We start from the raw sequence: 15,378 nt of genomic DNA on the forward strand, positions 1-15,378 counted from the left end.
ACACCGCCCCATGCCCGCCAGAATTTCCCGCGCCGCCTATGCCGACATGTATGGTCCGACCACAGGCGACAGGGTGCGACTGGCGGATACCGATCTGATCATCGAAGTCGAGCGCGACCTCACCGCCTATGGCGAAGAGGTCAAGTTCGGTGGCGGCAAGGTGATCCGTGACGGCATGGGGCAGTCGCAGGTTTCGCGCGCGGGCGGGGCGGTCGATACCGTCATCACCAACGCGCTGATCCTGGATGTGACGGGCATCTACAAGGCCGATATCGGCCTGCGCGACGGGCGTATTCATGCCATCGGCAAGGCCGGCAACCCCGACACCCAGCCCGGCGTCGATATCATCATCGGCCCTGGCACCGAGGTGATCGCGGGCGAGGGCAAGATCGTCACCGCCGGCGGGTTCGACAGCCATATCCATTTCATCTGCCCGCAACAGGTCGAGGATGCGCTGCATTCGGGCCTGACCACGATGCTGGGGGGCGGCACCGGCCCTGCGCATGGCACGCTGGCCACCACCTGCACGCCGGGGCCCTGGCATATCGGGCGGATGCTGCAGGCGCTGGATGGGCTGCCGATGAATTTCGGCCTGGCGGGCAAGGGCAATGCCAGCCAGCCCGAGGCGCTGGTCGAGATGGTGAATGCCGGCGCCTGCGCGATGAAGCTGCACGAGGATTGGGGCACAACGCCCGCCGCCATTGATTGCTGCCTGTCGGTGGCCGACGCGATGGATGTGCAGGTGATGATCCATACCGACACGCTGAACGAAAGCGGCTTCGTCGAGAACACCGTCAAGGCGCTTAAGGGCCGCACGATCCACGCGTTCCACACCGAGGGCGCGGGCGGGGGCCACGCGCCCGACATCATCAAGGTCGTGGGCGAGCAGCACGTTCTGCCCAGCTCGACCAACCCGACCCGGCCCTACACGGTGAACACGCTGGAAGAGCATCTGGATATGCTGATGGTCTGCCACCACCTGGACAAGGCCATCCCCGAAGACGTGGCCTTTGCCGAAAGCCGGATCCGCAAGGAAACCATCGCCGCCGAGGACATCCTGCACGACATGGGTGCGTTCTCGATCATCGCGTCCGATAGCCAGGCCATGGGCCGGGTGGGCGAGGTGATCATCCGCACCTGGCAGACCGCGCACAAGATGAAGGTTCAGCGCGGGCGGCTGGACGAGGAAACCGGCGCCAATGACAACGTGCGTGTCAAACGCTATGTGGCGAAATACACGATCAACCCCGCGATCGCCCATGGCATCGCGCATGAGATCGGCAGCATCCAGCCCGGCAAGCGCGCCGATCTGGTGCTGTGGAGCCCGGCATTCTTTGGTGTAAAGCCCGAGATGGTGCTGTTGGGCGGGTCGATCGTCGTGGCGCAGATGGGCGATCCGAATGCCTCTATCCCGACGCCGCAGCCGGTCTATTCGCGCCAGATGTTCGGCGCGCTGGGCCGCGCGGTGGAACGCTCGGCGGTGCTGTTCGTTAGCGAGGCGGCGCGGGCGAACGGCATCGGCGATACGCTGGGCCTGGCTAAGTCGACCGTGGCGGTACGGGGCACCCGCAGCATCGGCAAGTCCGACATGGTGATGAATGACGCGACCCCGCAGATCGAGGTGAACCCCGAAACCTACGAGGTGCGCGCGAATGGCGAACTCTTGACCTGTGCGCCTGCGACCGAGCTGCCGATGGCGCAGCGTTACTTTATGTTCTAGCCGGGTCGCGGTGTGGAAAGGCGGGCTTATCTGTTTGCCGCAAAAGGAAAATACCAGCTCTTCGCGCCGCGCAATCCCGTTATGCGGCTTTGGGGGTAACAAAGCCCGGTCAGATCGTCGATATGGCGCACAGGGAGGAAACCAGAGACGACGAGGTTTCCTGATGAACGATGCAGATCACAACGTGGACGATATCGTTCCGCTGATTCAGCTGGATATGATGCTTGCCGAGATGGGGCAGGGTTTTAACGCCTATCTCGAACGCCGCGCCGCGCAGGACCTGCTGCGCCGTCTGCAGGCCATGAGCGACGCCGATCTGGCGCGCATGGGCCTGGCCCGCACCCAGATCGTATCGCATGTGGCCTGCCAGCTGGGCGCCGGCACCCTGGCAGCTTAGGCGCTAACGCCGCAATGCAGAAATCGCAGGGCAGCCATGCAAATACGTTGGTTGTCAGCGGCTTCGGGGCATATCAAGTCTATGCACAGGGAGGAAACCTCTGTGTGAAGGAGTTTCCGATGGAACTGGTTAACACAACTCATGGCTTCAACATTTCCGCCCTCTTTGCAGGCGTGGGACGCCTGTTCGTGAAGATGGGCGAAGCCAGCCCGGCATACAAACGCGTAGAACAGCTGAACAAGCTTTCTGACGCTGAACTGGCCGAGATCGGCCTGACCCGCGAAGAAGCCGTCATGCGCCTGTTCAACGGCCGCTGCTTTTTCTGAGGCGAATGTTTCGAATTGACCCGCCGCTGTCGCTGCCCGTTGGGGCAGGGGCGGCGGGTTTCAAATCAGTCCTGCGGGCGCGTGCATGCCCCAGCAAATGGGCGCAGGCGTCGTTGCCCCGGCATAACGACAGAGGCCTTTCATGACCGACACCACCCCCAAACCCGCATCGTTCCTGCAGCGTATCAAGGCATTGCTCAGCCGTTTCCGCACCGGGAACGAGGTCAGCCTTCAGGCGGCTGCTGAAAAAATGTGCTATCGCACGACCGAACGGCTCTGACGGTCGGTAAAAACTTTTATCGCCTTGCCGCGCCTCATATTCTGCACCTGCAAACAGGCGGAGAAGCAGATGATGACGGTGCCCTGTGCATATCGGGTTGCGCGGCAAGGCGACTGGCAAACGGCCGATGACAGCCTGACGCTGGATTATCAGGCGCGTTTTTTGCGCCGAAGAAAGCTGACAACTGATGGCGGGCAGGACATTCGTGTCGATCTGCCCGAGACCACCAGCCTGGATGCGGGCGATGCGCTGATCCTTGATGACGGTCGCACCATCGCCATTCGGGCCGCCCCCGAGACCCTGTTGCGAGTGCGGGGCGAGAACCTTTCGCGGCTGGCCTGGCATATCGGCAACCGCCACACCCCCTGCCAGATTGCGGACGACCACCTTTTGATCGCGCATGACCATGTGCTGGCCGGCATGCTGGCCGGTCTGGGCGCGCAGGTCGATCATGTGACTGCGCCCTTTACCCCCGAAGGCGGCGCCTATGGCCATGGTCGCGCGATGGGCCATGATCATGCCCATTGAGACCGGGGCGAATGCTGATCTGCTGACGCTGGTGCAATGGCTGTCGCCCGCCTTTCCGCTGGGCAGCTTCGCCTATAGCCACGGGCTGGAACACGCGATTTCGGTCGGGCTGGTGCGGGATGCGGCAGCGTTGGGCGACTGGCTGGCGACCGTGCTGCAAGAGGGCAGCGGCGCGGTGGACGCAACGCTTTTGTGCCTTGCGCAAAAGGGTGGCGATGCCGATCATTTGGCCGATATGGCGCGGGCCTTGGCCGCCTCGCGCGAGCGGCTGGAGGAATCCCAGGCCCAGGGCCGCGCCTTTGTCAGCACTGTGAACCAGATTACCGGATCAGATCATCCCGCCCGCCCGTTGCCTGTCGCCGTGGGCGTTGCGGCGCGGCGGCTGGGCCTGCCCCCGGCGCAGGTTGCGGCGTTGTATCTGCATGCCTTCGCGTCGAACCTGGTGTCGGCGGCGGTGCGGTTCGTGCCGCTGGGCCAGACCGAGGGCCAACGGGTGTTGGCGCAACTGCACCAGCCCATTCAGGCCGTGGCCAGCCGGGCTGCCACTGCCGGGTTGCCCGATCTAACCTCTGCCGCCTTGGGCGCCGATCTGTCGGCCATGCGGCACGAGGATATGGATGTAAGGATTTTCAGAACATGACCAGCCCCAACGGCCCGCTTCGCATCGGCATCGGAGGCCCGGTGGGCGCCGGCAAAACCACGCTGACCGAGCAGCTGTGCCGCGCCCTGGCGCCCGATCATTCGATCGCCGTCATCACCAACGACATCTACACATCCGAGGATGCCGAATACCTGATGCGGGTGCAGGCCTTGCCGCTGGAACGCATTCGCGGGGTCGAGACCGGTGGCTGCCCGCATACCGCCATCCGCGAGGATGCCAGCATCAACCTCGCCGCCGTGGCCGATCTGCGTGCCGATTTCCCCGATCTGGAAATGATCCTGATCGAAAGCGGCGGCGACAATCTTGCCGCCACTTTCAGCCCCGAACTGGCGGATGTGACGCTCTATGTGATCGACACGGCTGCCGGGCAGGATATTCCGCGCAAAAAGGGGCCGGGGGTCACGCGGTCTGATCTGCTGGTCATCAACAAGACCGACCTGGCGCCCTATGTGGGCGTCGATCCCGACCTTTTGGAACGTGATGCGCGCGCGGCGCGGGGTGGGCTGCCATTCGTGATGGCCGCGCTGAAATCGGGCAAGGGCGTCGATCAGATCGTCGCCTTCATCCGCGAACAGGGCGGTTTCTGATCACTGGTCGGCCATGGCCTCGGGGTTGATCCAGCCGGGCACCTCGCCGGCCTGGGCCAGCTTGGTTACCGCGATGCGGAACCGTTTGCGGAACAGCGGGGCGCGCAGGCGTTCCGCCACGCTTTGGCACAGCAGGGCCGTCAGATAGGGGCGCTCTTCGTCTTCGAGCGTTTCCATCAGGCGGCGCAGATAGGGTTTGTAATCGCGCCGCGCGCGATAGAGCTGGTGAAAGACCTCTTCGGTCAGGTGGCCTTCGCAGGCGGCATCCAGCATCTCGGACAGCACGCCCATCTTGATCAGGTCGGCCTCGACGGTGCCGTTCAGCCAGCGGCAGCGCAGCTTGGTCACGTTGGGGCGGGTAAAGAGCGCGGCGTGCACCGAATCCAGCGACACGTCGGGATCATAGAGGATAAAGGCGCGCTCGGCGGCCTCGAGCATGTCGGGCGCATAGCCGTAGCGGTCGGTGAACGACAGCCGGCGGAACTGGGCAAAGCGCGGGTCCCATTCGGTGACGCGCGGATCAAGCGTGGCCTGCGGGCAGATCGCGATCACGGTTGCGCCGGGGGCGGCCACCGAAAAGGCGGTGGCGGCATAGCCGCACATGCCCGAGCCATAGAACACCACGCGGTCGAAATCTTCGAAAAAGCCGTCATCGACCAGGCGATCGAAATAGCCGAAGACGCGCCGGTCGCGGAACCAGGTGTCGCCGTCGCACAGCACGCTCAGCAGCGACCAGCCCGCATCCTCGGCCAGGTCATAGGCCAGCGGCATGGCGCCGTCGGCGTCACCGATGCTGTCGGCGGTTTCGAAACTGACCAGCAGCGTGGGGGTTTCGTCGATGAACAGCGCGGCATGGCTGTCGCCCAGGCGCTCAAAGCTGCCACGTTCCAGGCCCATAGCGTCCAGCTTGCCGTACCAGGGGCGTTCGCTGATTGGTTTTCCGACGCTATCAAGCTGCATGTATCGCCTCGTTATCTCGTGGACGGGTCAGTTCTGCCCACGGTTGTTTATGTGTCGCTCTACATTCTGTTTTGACTGAACAATTGGGCAGAAATTGGCGAGGGGCAGGGCATTTTTACGAGATCAAGCGGGCGTAGTGACGGCGCGTCATGCCGGGGGCTTTGATACGGGTCAATTTCCGCCGATCCGCAAGCAGCGATAGTATCGTCTGAGGATCCCAGACAGGAGGCCGCGATGGGCGCCCCGCGTGAAAAGATCGAGAAAACACTGCAAATCGGGCGGCACCGCCGGCGCTGGCCGGTATGGCTGCGCTGGGGTTTGGGGGTGGGCGCGCTGGGTCTTGTGGCGTTGGTCATGCTGGGGCGCGGGGGCGAGGATGCCGTGCGCTATCTGACCGAAGAGGCGCGGCGCGGCCCCCTTTCGGTCACGGTTTCGGCCACGGGCACGGTCGAGCCGACCAATCTGGTCGAGGTGTCGTCGGAATTGTCAGGCACGCTGGCCGAGGTTCTGGTCGATCACAATGACCCGGTGGCGGTGGGGCAGGTGCTGGCCCGGCTGGATACGCGCAAGCTGCAGGCCGAGGTCGATGTGCGGCGCGCGGCGCTGATCGCCGCCGAGGCGCGGGTCGAACAGGCTCAGACCACGCTGGACGAGGCCTATGACAATTTCGCCACCGCCGAAGAGCTGGAGACCCGCGGCGTGACCTCGCATCAGGCGCTGGTGGCGGCGCGGGCGGCCTATCTGCGCGCCAATGCGGCCTTGCAGATCGCCGATGCCGACCGGGCTCTTGCCGAGGCGACGCTGGATCTGACGCGGGCCGATCTGGAAAAGGCGGTGATCCTGTCGCCGATCAAGGGCGTGATCCTGGAACGTGACGCCGATGCGGGGCAGATCGTGGCCTCGGCCCTGTCGGCGCCGACGCTCTTTACCATCGCCGAGGATCTGGCCAGCATGGAGCTGCGCGTCGATGTCGACGAGGCCGATATCGGGCTGGTGGGCGTTGGCAACCGGGCGGTGTTCACGGTCGACGCCTATGACGATGAAAGCTTTCCCGCCCGCATCACGCTGATCCGCTATGCCCCCGAAAGCACCGAGGGAGTGGTGACCTACAAGGCGGTTCTCAGCATCGACAACAGCCATCTGCGGCTGCGCCCCGGCATGACCGCGACCGCCGATATCATCGTGCAGGAACTGGATGATGTGCTGATGGTGCCCAACGCGGCACTGCGGTTCGTGCCGCCGGCAAGTGCCTCGGGCGAGGGCGGCGAAAAGGGCAGCGGGCTATTGGGTCTGCTGGTGCCCGACCCGCCCGGTGGCGATACCCCCGAGGGCGGCTATGGCAACAGCCTGTGGGTCTTGCGCGACGGGCAGCCGGTGCTGGTCAAGGTCACGACGGGCCTTAGCGACGGGCGGTATACGGTGGTGCTGAGCGGCGAGCTGGCCGAGGGTGACCTGGTTATCACCGACCAGGCCGAGGACGAGTGATGTCTGACGGCGCCCCCCAGATCCAGCTGCGCGGCATCTGTCGCTATTACGGCGCCGGCGAAACCGAGGTGCGGGCGCTGGACGATGTCGATCTGACCATCCGAAGCGGCGAGTTCGTGGCGATCATGGGGCCCTCGGGGTCAGGCAAGTCGACGGCGATGAACGTGATCGGCTGCCTCGATACGCCGACCGCGGGCAGCTATCATTTCGAAGGGGTCGAGGTGGGCGATCTGGACCAGGACCAGCGCGCGCTGTTGCGGCGGCATTATCTGGGCTTTGTGTTCCAGGGCTATAACCTGCTGGCGCGCAGCACGGCGCTGGAAAATGTCGAGCTGCCGCTGATCTACAAGGGCATGGCGCGTGACGAAAGGATCGCGCGGGCGCGCGAGGCGCTGAGCCGGGTCGGGCTGGCCGATCGCTGGCACCATGACCCGTCGGAACTGTCGGGCGGCCAGCAACAGCGCGTGGCGATCGCGCGGGCGCTGGCGGGGCGGCCCGATGTGCTGTTGGCGGATGAACCCACGGGCAACCTCGACAGTGCGAAATCGCGCGAGATCATGGAGCTGCTCAGCGATCTGAACCGGCAGGACGGGCTGACCATCGTCATGGTCACGCATGAGGAAGACATGGCCGCCTATGCCGGGCGGCTGGTGACGTTTCTGGACGGGCGCATTGCCAGCGACGCGCCGACCCGGCGGGCGGGGGGCTAGGATATGCTGAGGGAAACCATCCGCCTGGCGCTAAGCGCGATCTTTCGCAACACGATGCGGTCATTCCTGACGGTGCTGGGCATCGTGATCGGCGTGGCGGCGGTGATCGCCATGGTGACGGTCGGGCAGGGCTCACAGCAGCAGGTCACAAAGGACATCGAGAAACTGGGCACCAACACGCTGATGGTGATGCCGGGGCAGGGCGGGATGCGGTCGGGCGGGTTCACCTCTGACCGGGCGTTTACCCGTCGCGACGCCGAGGCGATCGAGTCTGAACTGTCCAGCGTGCGCATCGCCGCGCCCTATTCGACCTCGATGATCACCGCCATCTATGGCAGCGAGAACCACCTGACCGGGCTGGCCGGCGCCGATACCAGCCTGCTGGATGCGATGGATTGGCCGGTGCGGCTGGGCCGGCGGTTCACCGGTGCCGAGGAACGCGCGGGCCGGGCGGTGTGCCTGATCGGGGAAACCGTGCGCGGCAAGCTCTTTGGAAATGTCGATCCGCTGGGCCATTCGATCCGGCTAAAGGCGCTGTCTTGCGAGGTGATCGGGGTTCTGGACGCCAAGGGCGTGTCGAGTTTCGGCGAGGATCAGGACGATCTGGTTCTGCTGCCGCTGCGCAGCTATCAGCGCCGGATTGCCGGGAATGACGAGGTTGCGCTGATCTATGTCTCGGTGCGCGAGGGCGTGTCGACCGACCGCGCCGCGCGCGAGATCCAGGCCCTGATGCGTGAGCGCCGTCGGATCTCGTTGGGCGAAGAGGATGATTTCAGCGTCATGGACATGAAACAGATCGCCTCGATCCTGTCGGGGATCACGGCGGTGCTGACGGGGCTGTTGTCGTCTGTTGCGGCGGTCAGCCTGGTGGTGGGGGGCATCGGCATCATGAACATCATGCTGGTCTCGGTGACCGAGCGCACCCGCGAAATTGGCATCCGTCTGGCGGTGGGCGCGCAGGCGGGGCAGGTGCTGATGCAATTTCTGGTCGAGGCGATCGTGCTGTCACTGATGGGCGGGGCGCTGGGCATCGCGCTGGGGCTGGGGCTGGCGGCGCTGGCGGCACGGCTGTTGTCGATACCCTTTACGCCCGATCCGCTGGTCGTGCTGCTGGCGGTGGGATTCTCGGGCGGGGTCGGGGTGATCTTCGGCTATTTCCCGGCTCGCCGCGCCGCGCGGATGGACCCGATCCAGGCGCTGCGCCACGAATGAGCCCGAAAAAAAGATCGCCGGAGGCGCAGAAATCCGCATGGCTTGACTTGGATCAAGGATGCATGCCGCGTTGCCGCGTACATAGAATCTGCACATGGCCGAACCTGGTGAGTAGGGTAAGGCGATTGCAGCTTCGACCGTGGTATTTCCCTGCACGGAATGGGTGTGCCGGCCCTCCCTCTGGCACAATCCGTCGAAGTTCCCCCAGGCGCTGCGGGCCTTCCCTCCTGCGGCGCCTCAAATTTTTCAGGCCTCCTGAAACGAAAAAGCCCCCGTCACTGCGGGGGCTTTTCTTCATGCGCCTGGCGCCGGGGTCACTTGGGCAGCGGCCCGATCATCATGATCATCTGGCGGCCTTCCATCTTGGGCATGTTCTCGACCTTGCCGATCTCTTTCACGTCTTCGGCGACACGCTCCAGCAGCTCGCGGCCCAGGTTCTGGTGCGCCATCTCGCGGCCACGAAAGCGCAGGGTAATCTTAACCTTGTCGCCTTTTTCGAGGAACTTGATCACGTTACGCATCTTGACTTCGTAGTCATGCGTATCGGTCCCGGGACGGAACTTGACCTCTTTGACCTCGATGATCTTCTGCTTCTTGCGAGCCTCGGATTCGCGCTTTTGCTGTTCGTATTTGAACTTGCCGAAATCCATGATCTTGCAGACAGGGGGCGTGGCATTGGGAGAAATCTCAACCAGATCCAGCCCGGCCTGTTCGGCCAACGCCATTCCGCGTTCCGGCGTGACAACGCCGATATTCTCGCCTTCGGCACCGATCAGTCGGATTTCGGGCGACCGGATACGTCCGTTGATGCGGGGGCCGGTGTCGCGCGTCGGGGGCGCGTTGTGAGGTCTGCGGGCTATGACGTTGTTCCTTCTGTCATTGAACTTGCGTGGCGCGCAAAATAGTCGCGGTGCCCGGGTCTTTCAACCAGTTATTCTGGGCAAAAAACGGGCGATTTGCCGCCGATTTGCCGAATAGCTGTTTTCTTTCCCCGCGCACGGTGCCACATCGTTGGATATTCAATATCGGTACGAGTCCGAAAAGGAAGACGAGTATGAACAAATCGGTAATCACTGTAGCCATCCTGGTCGCCATCGCGGCTGGTGGATATGTTTTCATGCAGAAACAAGGTGGCGAGGCCGAAGCGCCCGTGACCCAGGCCGCCGAGCCGGCCGTGCAAGAGTCGGCCGCTGACGCCGCAGCCACCGCCGTGGAAGAGGCCAAAGAGGCCGTTGACGCCGCCAAGGATGCCGCCGGCGCCGCCGTTGAAGAGGCCAAAGAGGCTGTTGCTGACACGGCTGCCGCCGTCGAAGAAGCCGCCGATGCTGCCAAAGAGGCCATGACCGAGGCCGCCAATGGTGCCGTTGAAGAGGCCAAGGAAATGGTGCAGGGCGCAGCTGACGCCACTGCCGACACCGCCGGCGCGGCTGCCGAGGCCACCGACGGCGCGATCGACGGTCTGCTGACCGCCGACACGTTCGATGCAGACAAGATCGTGGCCTATATCGAGGGCTCGGATCTGGGCGAGGTTGAAAAGCAGGCCCTGGTCGCGACCGTCAAGAAGGCTGCCGAAAGCCCCGAGCTGGTTGACGCTGCCATCGCGTCGGTCAAATCCGCGCTGAACATGTAAGCGTCGGATACCCGAAACAAGCGGCGCGCATGGCATAGGCTGTGCGCGCCGTTTTTTTGCCTACCCCACGAAAGCCTTTTCAACGACGAACTCGGCGGGTTCGGAATTGGCGCCTTCGCGCAGGCCAAAGCCTTCCAGAATCGCCATGATGTCCTTGTTGAAGGCCAGCGATCCGCAGACCATGCCGCGGTCGTGTTCGGGGTCCATGGGCGGCAGGCCCAGGTCGGCGAACACCTTGCCCGAGGTCAGGTTGTCGGTGATCCGGCCCATACGCGGGCTCTGTTCGCGGGTGGTGGTCGGGTAATAGCGCACCTTGTCGCCCACCAGCTCGCCGATCAGCGGGTCCTCGGCCAGGCCCTCGACCAGTTGCCGGCCGTATTCCAGCTCACCGACCTCGCGGCAGGTGTGCATGACCACGACCTCGTCGTAGCGCTCATAGGTGTCGGGGTCGCGCAGCAGCGAGGCAAAGGGCGCGATGCCGGTGCCGGTGGCGAACATCCACAGCCGCTTGCCGGGCAGCAGCGCATCCAGCACCAGCGTGCCGACGGGCTTGGGCCGCAGGATGATCTGGTCGCCCACCTCGATATGCTGCAGGCGGCTGGTCAGCGGGCCGTCGGGCACCTTGATCGAGTAGAATTCCAGCTCTTCGTCCCAGCTGGGCGAGGCGATGGAATAGGCGCGCAGAATGGGCTTCTGCTTGCCGGTCTTGGGGTCAGGGTCGCCCATCAGGCCGATCATCACGAACTCGCCCGAGCGAAACCGCAGCGACTGCGGCCGCGTCACCCGAAAGGAAAACAGACGGTCCGTCCAGTGCTGAACAGACGTCACGGTTTGCGCGTCGGGAAGGGTGGCGGGCTTGGGAAGGGGCGATGTCTGGTCCACGGGGCTTGCTCGATCTGATCAAAGGGCGTGTGCGTTACTAGCGCGCCTGCGGGCGCGGTGAAACCCCGCCTGCCTGCGCCATATGGTCGGGGCATAGCGCGGAAGCGCAGAAAACATCCATGACATATGTCAAATTGAATATGTGCGCGCCCTCTGGATTGTGGGAAAATATTCTGCTATGGGCGGGCGCATCTGCTGAGTTTGGAAAAATATTCCAAGGAGGGCATATGTCGACCACGCTTGATAAGATTGATCGGAAAATTCTGGCAGAGCTGCAGCGCGATGCCGGAAAATCGCTGGACGAGATCGCCAAGGCGGTCGGTTCGTCGAAAACGCCGGTCTGGAACCGTATCCGCAAGATGCGCGACGGCGGTGTGATCACCGGGCACACGATGCTGGTCGATCCCGAGGCGCTGGGGCTTGAGGCCTGTTTCTTCGTGCTGATCCGCACCTCCGAGCATGATTCCGACTGGCAGCAGAAATTCCTTTACGCGTTGCAGGCCCGGCCCGAGGTTCTCGAGGCGCACCGGCTGGCGGGGGATATCGATTATATCCTCAAGGTAAGGGTTCCCAATGCCCGCGCCTATGACCAGTTTTACCAGGCTTTGATCGCCGAAGTGAAGATTCACAACGTCACCGCGCTGTTGTCGATGGAAGAGATCAAGGCGACCACCGTGCTACCCGTCTGAGGGCTGGTCAAGCTCAGGCGCGCTTTCTAGAGTGTTCCCAAGGGAGGACATATGAAGCGGCTGTGGTCGATTGCGATCTATCTTGGACTCGCGACCGCGTTCACCGCGGGCGTGTGGTGGTTCGCCTATAGTTCGGCGCTGGATCAGATGGCCGAGCGCGGCCGGTCCGACCTGTCGCTGGCCTCTGATCGCCTGGTCAGCCAGTTGCAGCAATATCGCGAGCTTGTCGTGTTGATGGCCGATCATCCGGTGGTGGCGGCGGTTCTCAACGGCCAGGCCGCGCCCGAAGAGGCGGGCGAGCTGTTGCTGAAAGTGTCGGACCAGACCGGCGCGCTGAACCTGCATCTCAGCGATGCGACGGGCGCGGTGATCGCCAGTTCGAACCGCAAGAATGGCGCTCTGCCCCCCAACCAGGCGGGTAAGCCGTCTTTCGTGCGCGCGATGCAAGGCGCACTGGGGTCGCATCACGAACGCACGTCTGAAACGCTGGGGCGGTCTTACATCTTTGCCGCGCCGGTCTTTGCCGGGCAGGCGGTGCCGCAGGGGGTGATCACGGTCGATGTGAATATCTGGGCGATCGAATCCGCCTGGAGCGGCGATCCCCATGCGGTGTTCTTTACCGATGATGCGGGCGTGGTGTTCGTCACCAACCGGTCAGAGCTGTTGCTGACCCAGCGGGCGCCGGCCCCGGATGAGCGTCTGGCGCGCTACAATTACCACACCCATCCCCTGAACGATTTCCCGCCGGTCCAGCCGAGCGATGTGGCCGGGCACGAGGTCTGGGCGGTGAATGGCGGGCCCTACCTGCCGGCGCGGGCCTTGCATCTGTCGATGCCGCTGCCGGTGATCGGCATCACCGGAGAGATCATGATGGACGTGGCCCCGGCGGCGCGGCTGGCCCGCTTGCAGGCCATCGTGGCGGCGGCGGTGGCGCTGGTCTTTGGGGCGGTTCTGGTGCTGCTGCAACAGCGGCGGGATGCGCTGAGCCATCGCCTGCAGGTCGAGGAAGAGGCCAAGGCGCAGCTTGAGGTGCGCGTGGCCGAACGCACGCGCGAGCTGTCCGAGGCCAACCGCGCGCTGCGCCACGAGGTGACCGAACGCACCGAGGCCGAGGCCGCGCTGAAACGCGCGCAGGATGAGCTGGTGCAGGCGGGCAAGCTGTCGGCCCTGGGCAAGATGTCGGCGGGCCTCAGTCACGAGTTGAACCAGCCGCTGATGGCGATTCAGACATTCGCCGACAATGCCACGCAATTCATGGATATGGGCGCCCCGGACAAGGCTGCCAGCAATCTGGGCCGGATTTCCGAGATGGCCCGGCGCATGGGGCGGATCATCCGCAACCTGCGCGCATTCGCCCGCCAGGAAAGCGAGCCGATGACCAATGTCGATCTGGTCGCGGTGGTCGAGGCGGTGCTGGACCTCAGCGAAACCCGGCTGACCCAATCTGGGGTCGAGCTGACCTGGCGGCGACCGCCCGCGCCGGTCTGGGTGCGGGGCGGCGAGGTGCGGTTGCAGCAGGTGCTGCTGAACCTGGTGTCGAACGGGCTGGACGCGATGGCGGGGCAGGCGGTGCCGCGCATCGGCATCGCGATCGAGCCGGGCCAAGGCGTGGTGCGGCTGATCGTGCGCGACCACGGCCCCGGCATCGCCGAGCCGGAAAAGATCTTTGATCCGTTCTACACCACCAAAGAGGTGGGCCAGTCCGAGGGCATGGGGCTGGGCCTGTCGATTTCCTACGGCCTGGTGCAAAGCTTCGGCGGGGCGATCCGTGGCCGCAACCACCCTGATGGCGGGGCCGAATTCACGGTTGAACTGACCGCCGCCCAACTGGAGGACGCCGCATGATCCGCAAGGTTCTGCTGGTCGATGACGAACCCGCCGTGCGCGAGGCGCTGGGCCAGACGCTGGAGCTGGCCGGGCTGCGGCCGATCACCGCCGGCAGCTATATCGAGGCCAAGGATCACATCACCGACCGGTTCGCCGGGGTCGTGGTCAGCGATATCCGGATGCCGGGCAAGGATGGCTATGCGCTGTTGGAGTATGCCCACAAGGTCGATCCAGAGCTGCCGGTGATCCTGCTGACGGGCGAGGGTGATATTCCGATGGCGGTGCGGGGCATGGCGTCGGGGGCGTTTGATTTCCTGGAAAAGCCGTGCCCGACCCGGGCGCTGCTGGATGTGGTCGAACGGGCGATGAAGACCCGTAACCTGGTGCTGGAGAACCGCCGGCTGAAGCTGCAGCTCGAGGCGGGGGATGCGGCCTCGCGGCTGCTGCGCGGGCAATCGGCGCAGGCCGAGGCGATGCGCCAGCAGGCGCGCATCTTTGCCCGCAGCCAGACCGATGTGCTGATCACCGGAGAGCCGGGCACGGGCACCTCGAAGATCGCAGAGGTGGTGCATCTGTTATCGGCGGATTCGCACAAGCCTTTTCTGAAATTCGCCGCCGCCTCGCAGACGCCCGAAAGCCTGTCCGACGCGTTCGAGAGGGCCGAGGGCGGGTCGATCTTTCTGGACGAGATCGCCGCGATGGGGGCCGCAGCTCAATTCGCGCTGTTGGGGCTGATCGAGAGGCCCGGAGGCACGCGCTTCATCGTCGGCACGGCGCGGGACCTGGGGGCCGAGGTCGAGGCGGGGCGGTTCAACGCCGATCTGTTCTACCGGCTCGAGGCGGCGCAGATCCGCATTCCGCCCCTGCGCGAACGCCCCGAGGATATCCCCGTGCTGTTTCGCCATTACGTCTCGCTGGCCTGCGAACAGGCGGCGTTACCCGAACCCGACGTGTCGCCCGAGGTGGTGGCGCGGTTGTTGGCGCAGGACTGGCCGGGCAACTCGCGCGCGCTGATGAATGCGGCGATGCGCTTTGCCATGGGGCTAGCCGACGTGGACGCGGCCGAGGAAGAGGCGATGGGCCTGGCCGAGCAATTGGCGCGGGTCGAGCATTCGCTGCTGATCGACGCGCTGCGCCGCGCCGAGGGCAACGCGACCGAGGCCGCACGCATTCTGAAACTGCCGCGCAAGACCTTTTACGACAAGCTGGCGCGCCACGGCATCCGCCCCGAGCTGTATCGCGACCACGCCTGAGGGGCCCGAGTCGCACTGTGTGGAAAACCGCACAGACCCGTATTTGCGTTGTGCGGAAATTCGCCCAGCCTGATTGGCGCAGATTTCAGGGTGGGTCGAAAATTGCGCTTAAGCATTTGTAACAAAACGGTAAATAATTAGTTTTCCGTAACGTCATTTTCCTTTTGGAGGGCCGGTATCGCTGCTGGCTAAATGTTGAGTGAGCGCCATTGAGGAGGCGCGATCACTCAA

Annotated in this window: 17 protein-coding genes; 14 read left to right on the forward strand and 3 right to left on the reverse strand. The window is 64.3% G+C overall.

Translation table 11 applies throughout. The annotated features are described in order from the left end of the window. The first annotated feature begins 10 nt into the window (after nt 1–10). The 7 genes from ureC to ureG all read left to right on the forward strand — a co-directional run bounded on the left by ureC (nt 11) and on the right by ureG (nt 4,499). On the forward strand, nt 11–1,720 hold the full coding sequence (gene ureC, locus OE856_RS01740) for an urease subunit alpha (protein ID WP_263714322.1): 1,710 nt from the start codon (nt 11–13) through the stop codon (nt 1,718–1,720). A gap of 163 nt (nt 1,721–1,883) precedes the next feature. Beyond that, nucleotides 1,884–2,117, forward strand: a complete 234-nt coding sequence (locus OE856_RS01745; RefSeq protein ID WP_263714323.1) for a hypothetical protein — start codon at nt 1,884–1,886, stop codon at nt 2,115–2,117. Nucleotides 2,118–2,236: 119 nt separating this feature from the next. Next, a complete protein-coding gene (locus OE856_RS01750; protein ID WP_263714324.1) occupies nt 2,237–2,443 on the forward strand; it encodes a DUF1127 domain-containing protein in 207 nt (68 codons plus the stop codon). A gap of 142 nt (nt 2,444–2,585) precedes the next feature. After that, nucleotides 2,586–2,723, forward strand: a complete 138-nt coding sequence (locus OE856_RS01755) for a hypothetical protein (RefSeq protein WP_263714325.1) — start codon at nt 2,586–2,588, stop codon at nt 2,721–2,723. A 69-nt stretch (nt 2,724–2,792) separates the two neighbouring features. Next, on the forward strand, nt 2,793–3,251 hold the full coding sequence (locus OE856_RS01760; protein ID WP_263714326.1) for an urease accessory protein UreE: 459 nt from the start codon (nt 2,793–2,795) through the stop codon (nt 3,249–3,251). Further along, nucleotides 3,241–3,891 (forward strand): urease accessory protein UreF, encoded by a 651-nt coding sequence (locus OE856_RS01765; protein ID WP_263714327.1) that lies wholly within the window; start codon nt 3,241–3,243, stop codon nt 3,889–3,891. The genes OE856_RS01760 and OE856_RS01765 overlap by 11 nt, the downstream gene beginning before the upstream one ends. Further along, the gene (ureG, locus tag OE856_RS01770; protein WP_263714328.1) at nt 3,888–4,499 is read left to right on the forward strand and encodes an urease accessory protein UreG; all 612 of its coding nucleotides are present in this window, start codon (nt 3,888–3,890) and stop codon (nt 4,497–4,499) included. The genes OE856_RS01765 and ureG overlap by 4 nt, the downstream gene beginning before the upstream one ends. Here the strand turns inward: ureG and OE856_RS01775 are convergent, their stop codons facing one another. Next, the gene (locus OE856_RS01775) at nt 4,500–5,459 is read right to left on the reverse strand and encodes a GAT domain-containing protein (protein WP_263714329.1); all 960 of its coding nucleotides are present in this window, start codon (nt 5,457–5,459) and stop codon (nt 4,500–4,502) included. It lies immediately after the preceding gene. Nucleotides 5,460–5,693: 234 nt separating this feature from the next. Between OE856_RS01775 and OE856_RS01780 the strand changes: the two genes are divergently transcribed. Genes OE856_RS01780 through OE856_RS01790 form a run of 3 tightly spaced genes read left to right on the forward strand, consistent with a single transcriptional unit; the run spans nt 5,694 to nt 8,866 of the window. Then, nucleotides 5,694–6,944 carry an efflux RND transporter periplasmic adaptor subunit gene (locus OE856_RS01780; RefSeq protein WP_263714330.1) on the forward strand — a complete coding sequence of 417 codons (1,251 nt, stop codon included), beginning with the start codon at nt 5,694–5,696 and terminating at the stop codon, nt 6,942–6,944. Then, entirely contained in the window at nt 6,944–7,654 is a 711-nt protein-coding gene (locus OE856_RS01785) for an ABC transporter ATP-binding protein (RefSeq protein ID WP_263714331.1), read from the forward strand. The genes OE856_RS01780 and OE856_RS01785 overlap by 1 nt, the downstream gene beginning before the upstream one ends. Before the next feature lie 3 nt (nt 7,655–7,657). Then, nucleotides 7,658–8,866 (forward strand): ABC transporter permease, encoded by a 1,209-nt coding sequence (locus tag OE856_RS01790; RefSeq protein WP_263714332.1) that lies wholly within the window; start codon nt 7,658–7,660, stop codon nt 8,864–8,866. Between the two features lie 314 nt (nt 8,867–9,180). Here the strand turns inward: OE856_RS01790 and infC are convergent, their stop codons facing one another. After that, nucleotides 9,181–9,726: a translation initiation factor IF-3 gene (gene infC / locus OE856_RS01795; RefSeq protein ID WP_263714833.1), complete on the reverse strand. Its 546-nt coding sequence runs from the start codon at nt 9,724–9,726 to the stop codon at nt 9,181–9,183. Between the two features lie 194 nt (nt 9,727–9,920). Between infC and OE856_RS01800 the strand changes: the two genes are divergently transcribed. After that, nucleotides 9,921–10,496 (forward strand): hypothetical protein, encoded by a 576-nt coding sequence (locus OE856_RS01800; RefSeq protein ID WP_263714333.1) that lies wholly within the window; start codon nt 9,921–9,923, stop codon nt 10,494–10,496. Nucleotides 10,497–10,556: 60 nt separating this feature from the next. Here OE856_RS01800 and OE856_RS01805 read toward each other — a convergent pair whose 3' ends face one another. Beyond that, complete coding sequence (locus tag OE856_RS01805) at nt 10,557–11,378, reverse strand: ferredoxin--NADP reductase (protein ID WP_263714334.1); 822 nt, start codon at nt 11,376–11,378, stop codon at nt 10,557–10,559. 227 nt (nt 11,379–11,605) lie between these two features. Between OE856_RS01805 and OE856_RS01810 the strand changes: the two genes are divergently transcribed. From OE856_RS01810 to OE856_RS01820, 3 genes are read left to right on the forward strand one after another with little or no spacing between them, the layout of a single operon-like run. Beyond that, complete coding sequence (locus OE856_RS01810) at nt 11,606–12,067, forward strand: Lrp/AsnC family transcriptional regulator (RefSeq protein ID WP_263714335.1); 462 nt, start codon at nt 11,606–11,608, stop codon at nt 12,065–12,067. A gap of 51 nt (nt 12,068–12,118) precedes the next feature. Then, on the forward strand, nt 12,119–13,912 hold the full coding sequence (locus OE856_RS01815; RefSeq protein ID WP_263714336.1) for a sensor histidine kinase: 1,794 nt from the start codon (nt 12,119–12,121) through the stop codon (nt 13,910–13,912). After that, a complete protein-coding gene (locus OE856_RS01820) occupies nt 13,909–15,147 on the forward strand; it encodes a sigma-54-dependent transcriptional regulator (RefSeq protein WP_263714337.1) in 1,239 nt (412 codons plus the stop codon). Before OE856_RS01815 ends, OE856_RS01820 begins: the two co-directional genes overlap by 4 nt. Nucleotides 15,148–15,378: the final 231 nt, after the last annotated feature.

This window comes from Actibacterium sp. XHP0104 (assembly GCF_025751515.1).
In the GTDB taxonomy this organism is placed as follows: Bacteria; Pseudomonadota; Alphaproteobacteria; order Rhodobacterales; family Rhodobacteraceae; genus Actibacterium_D.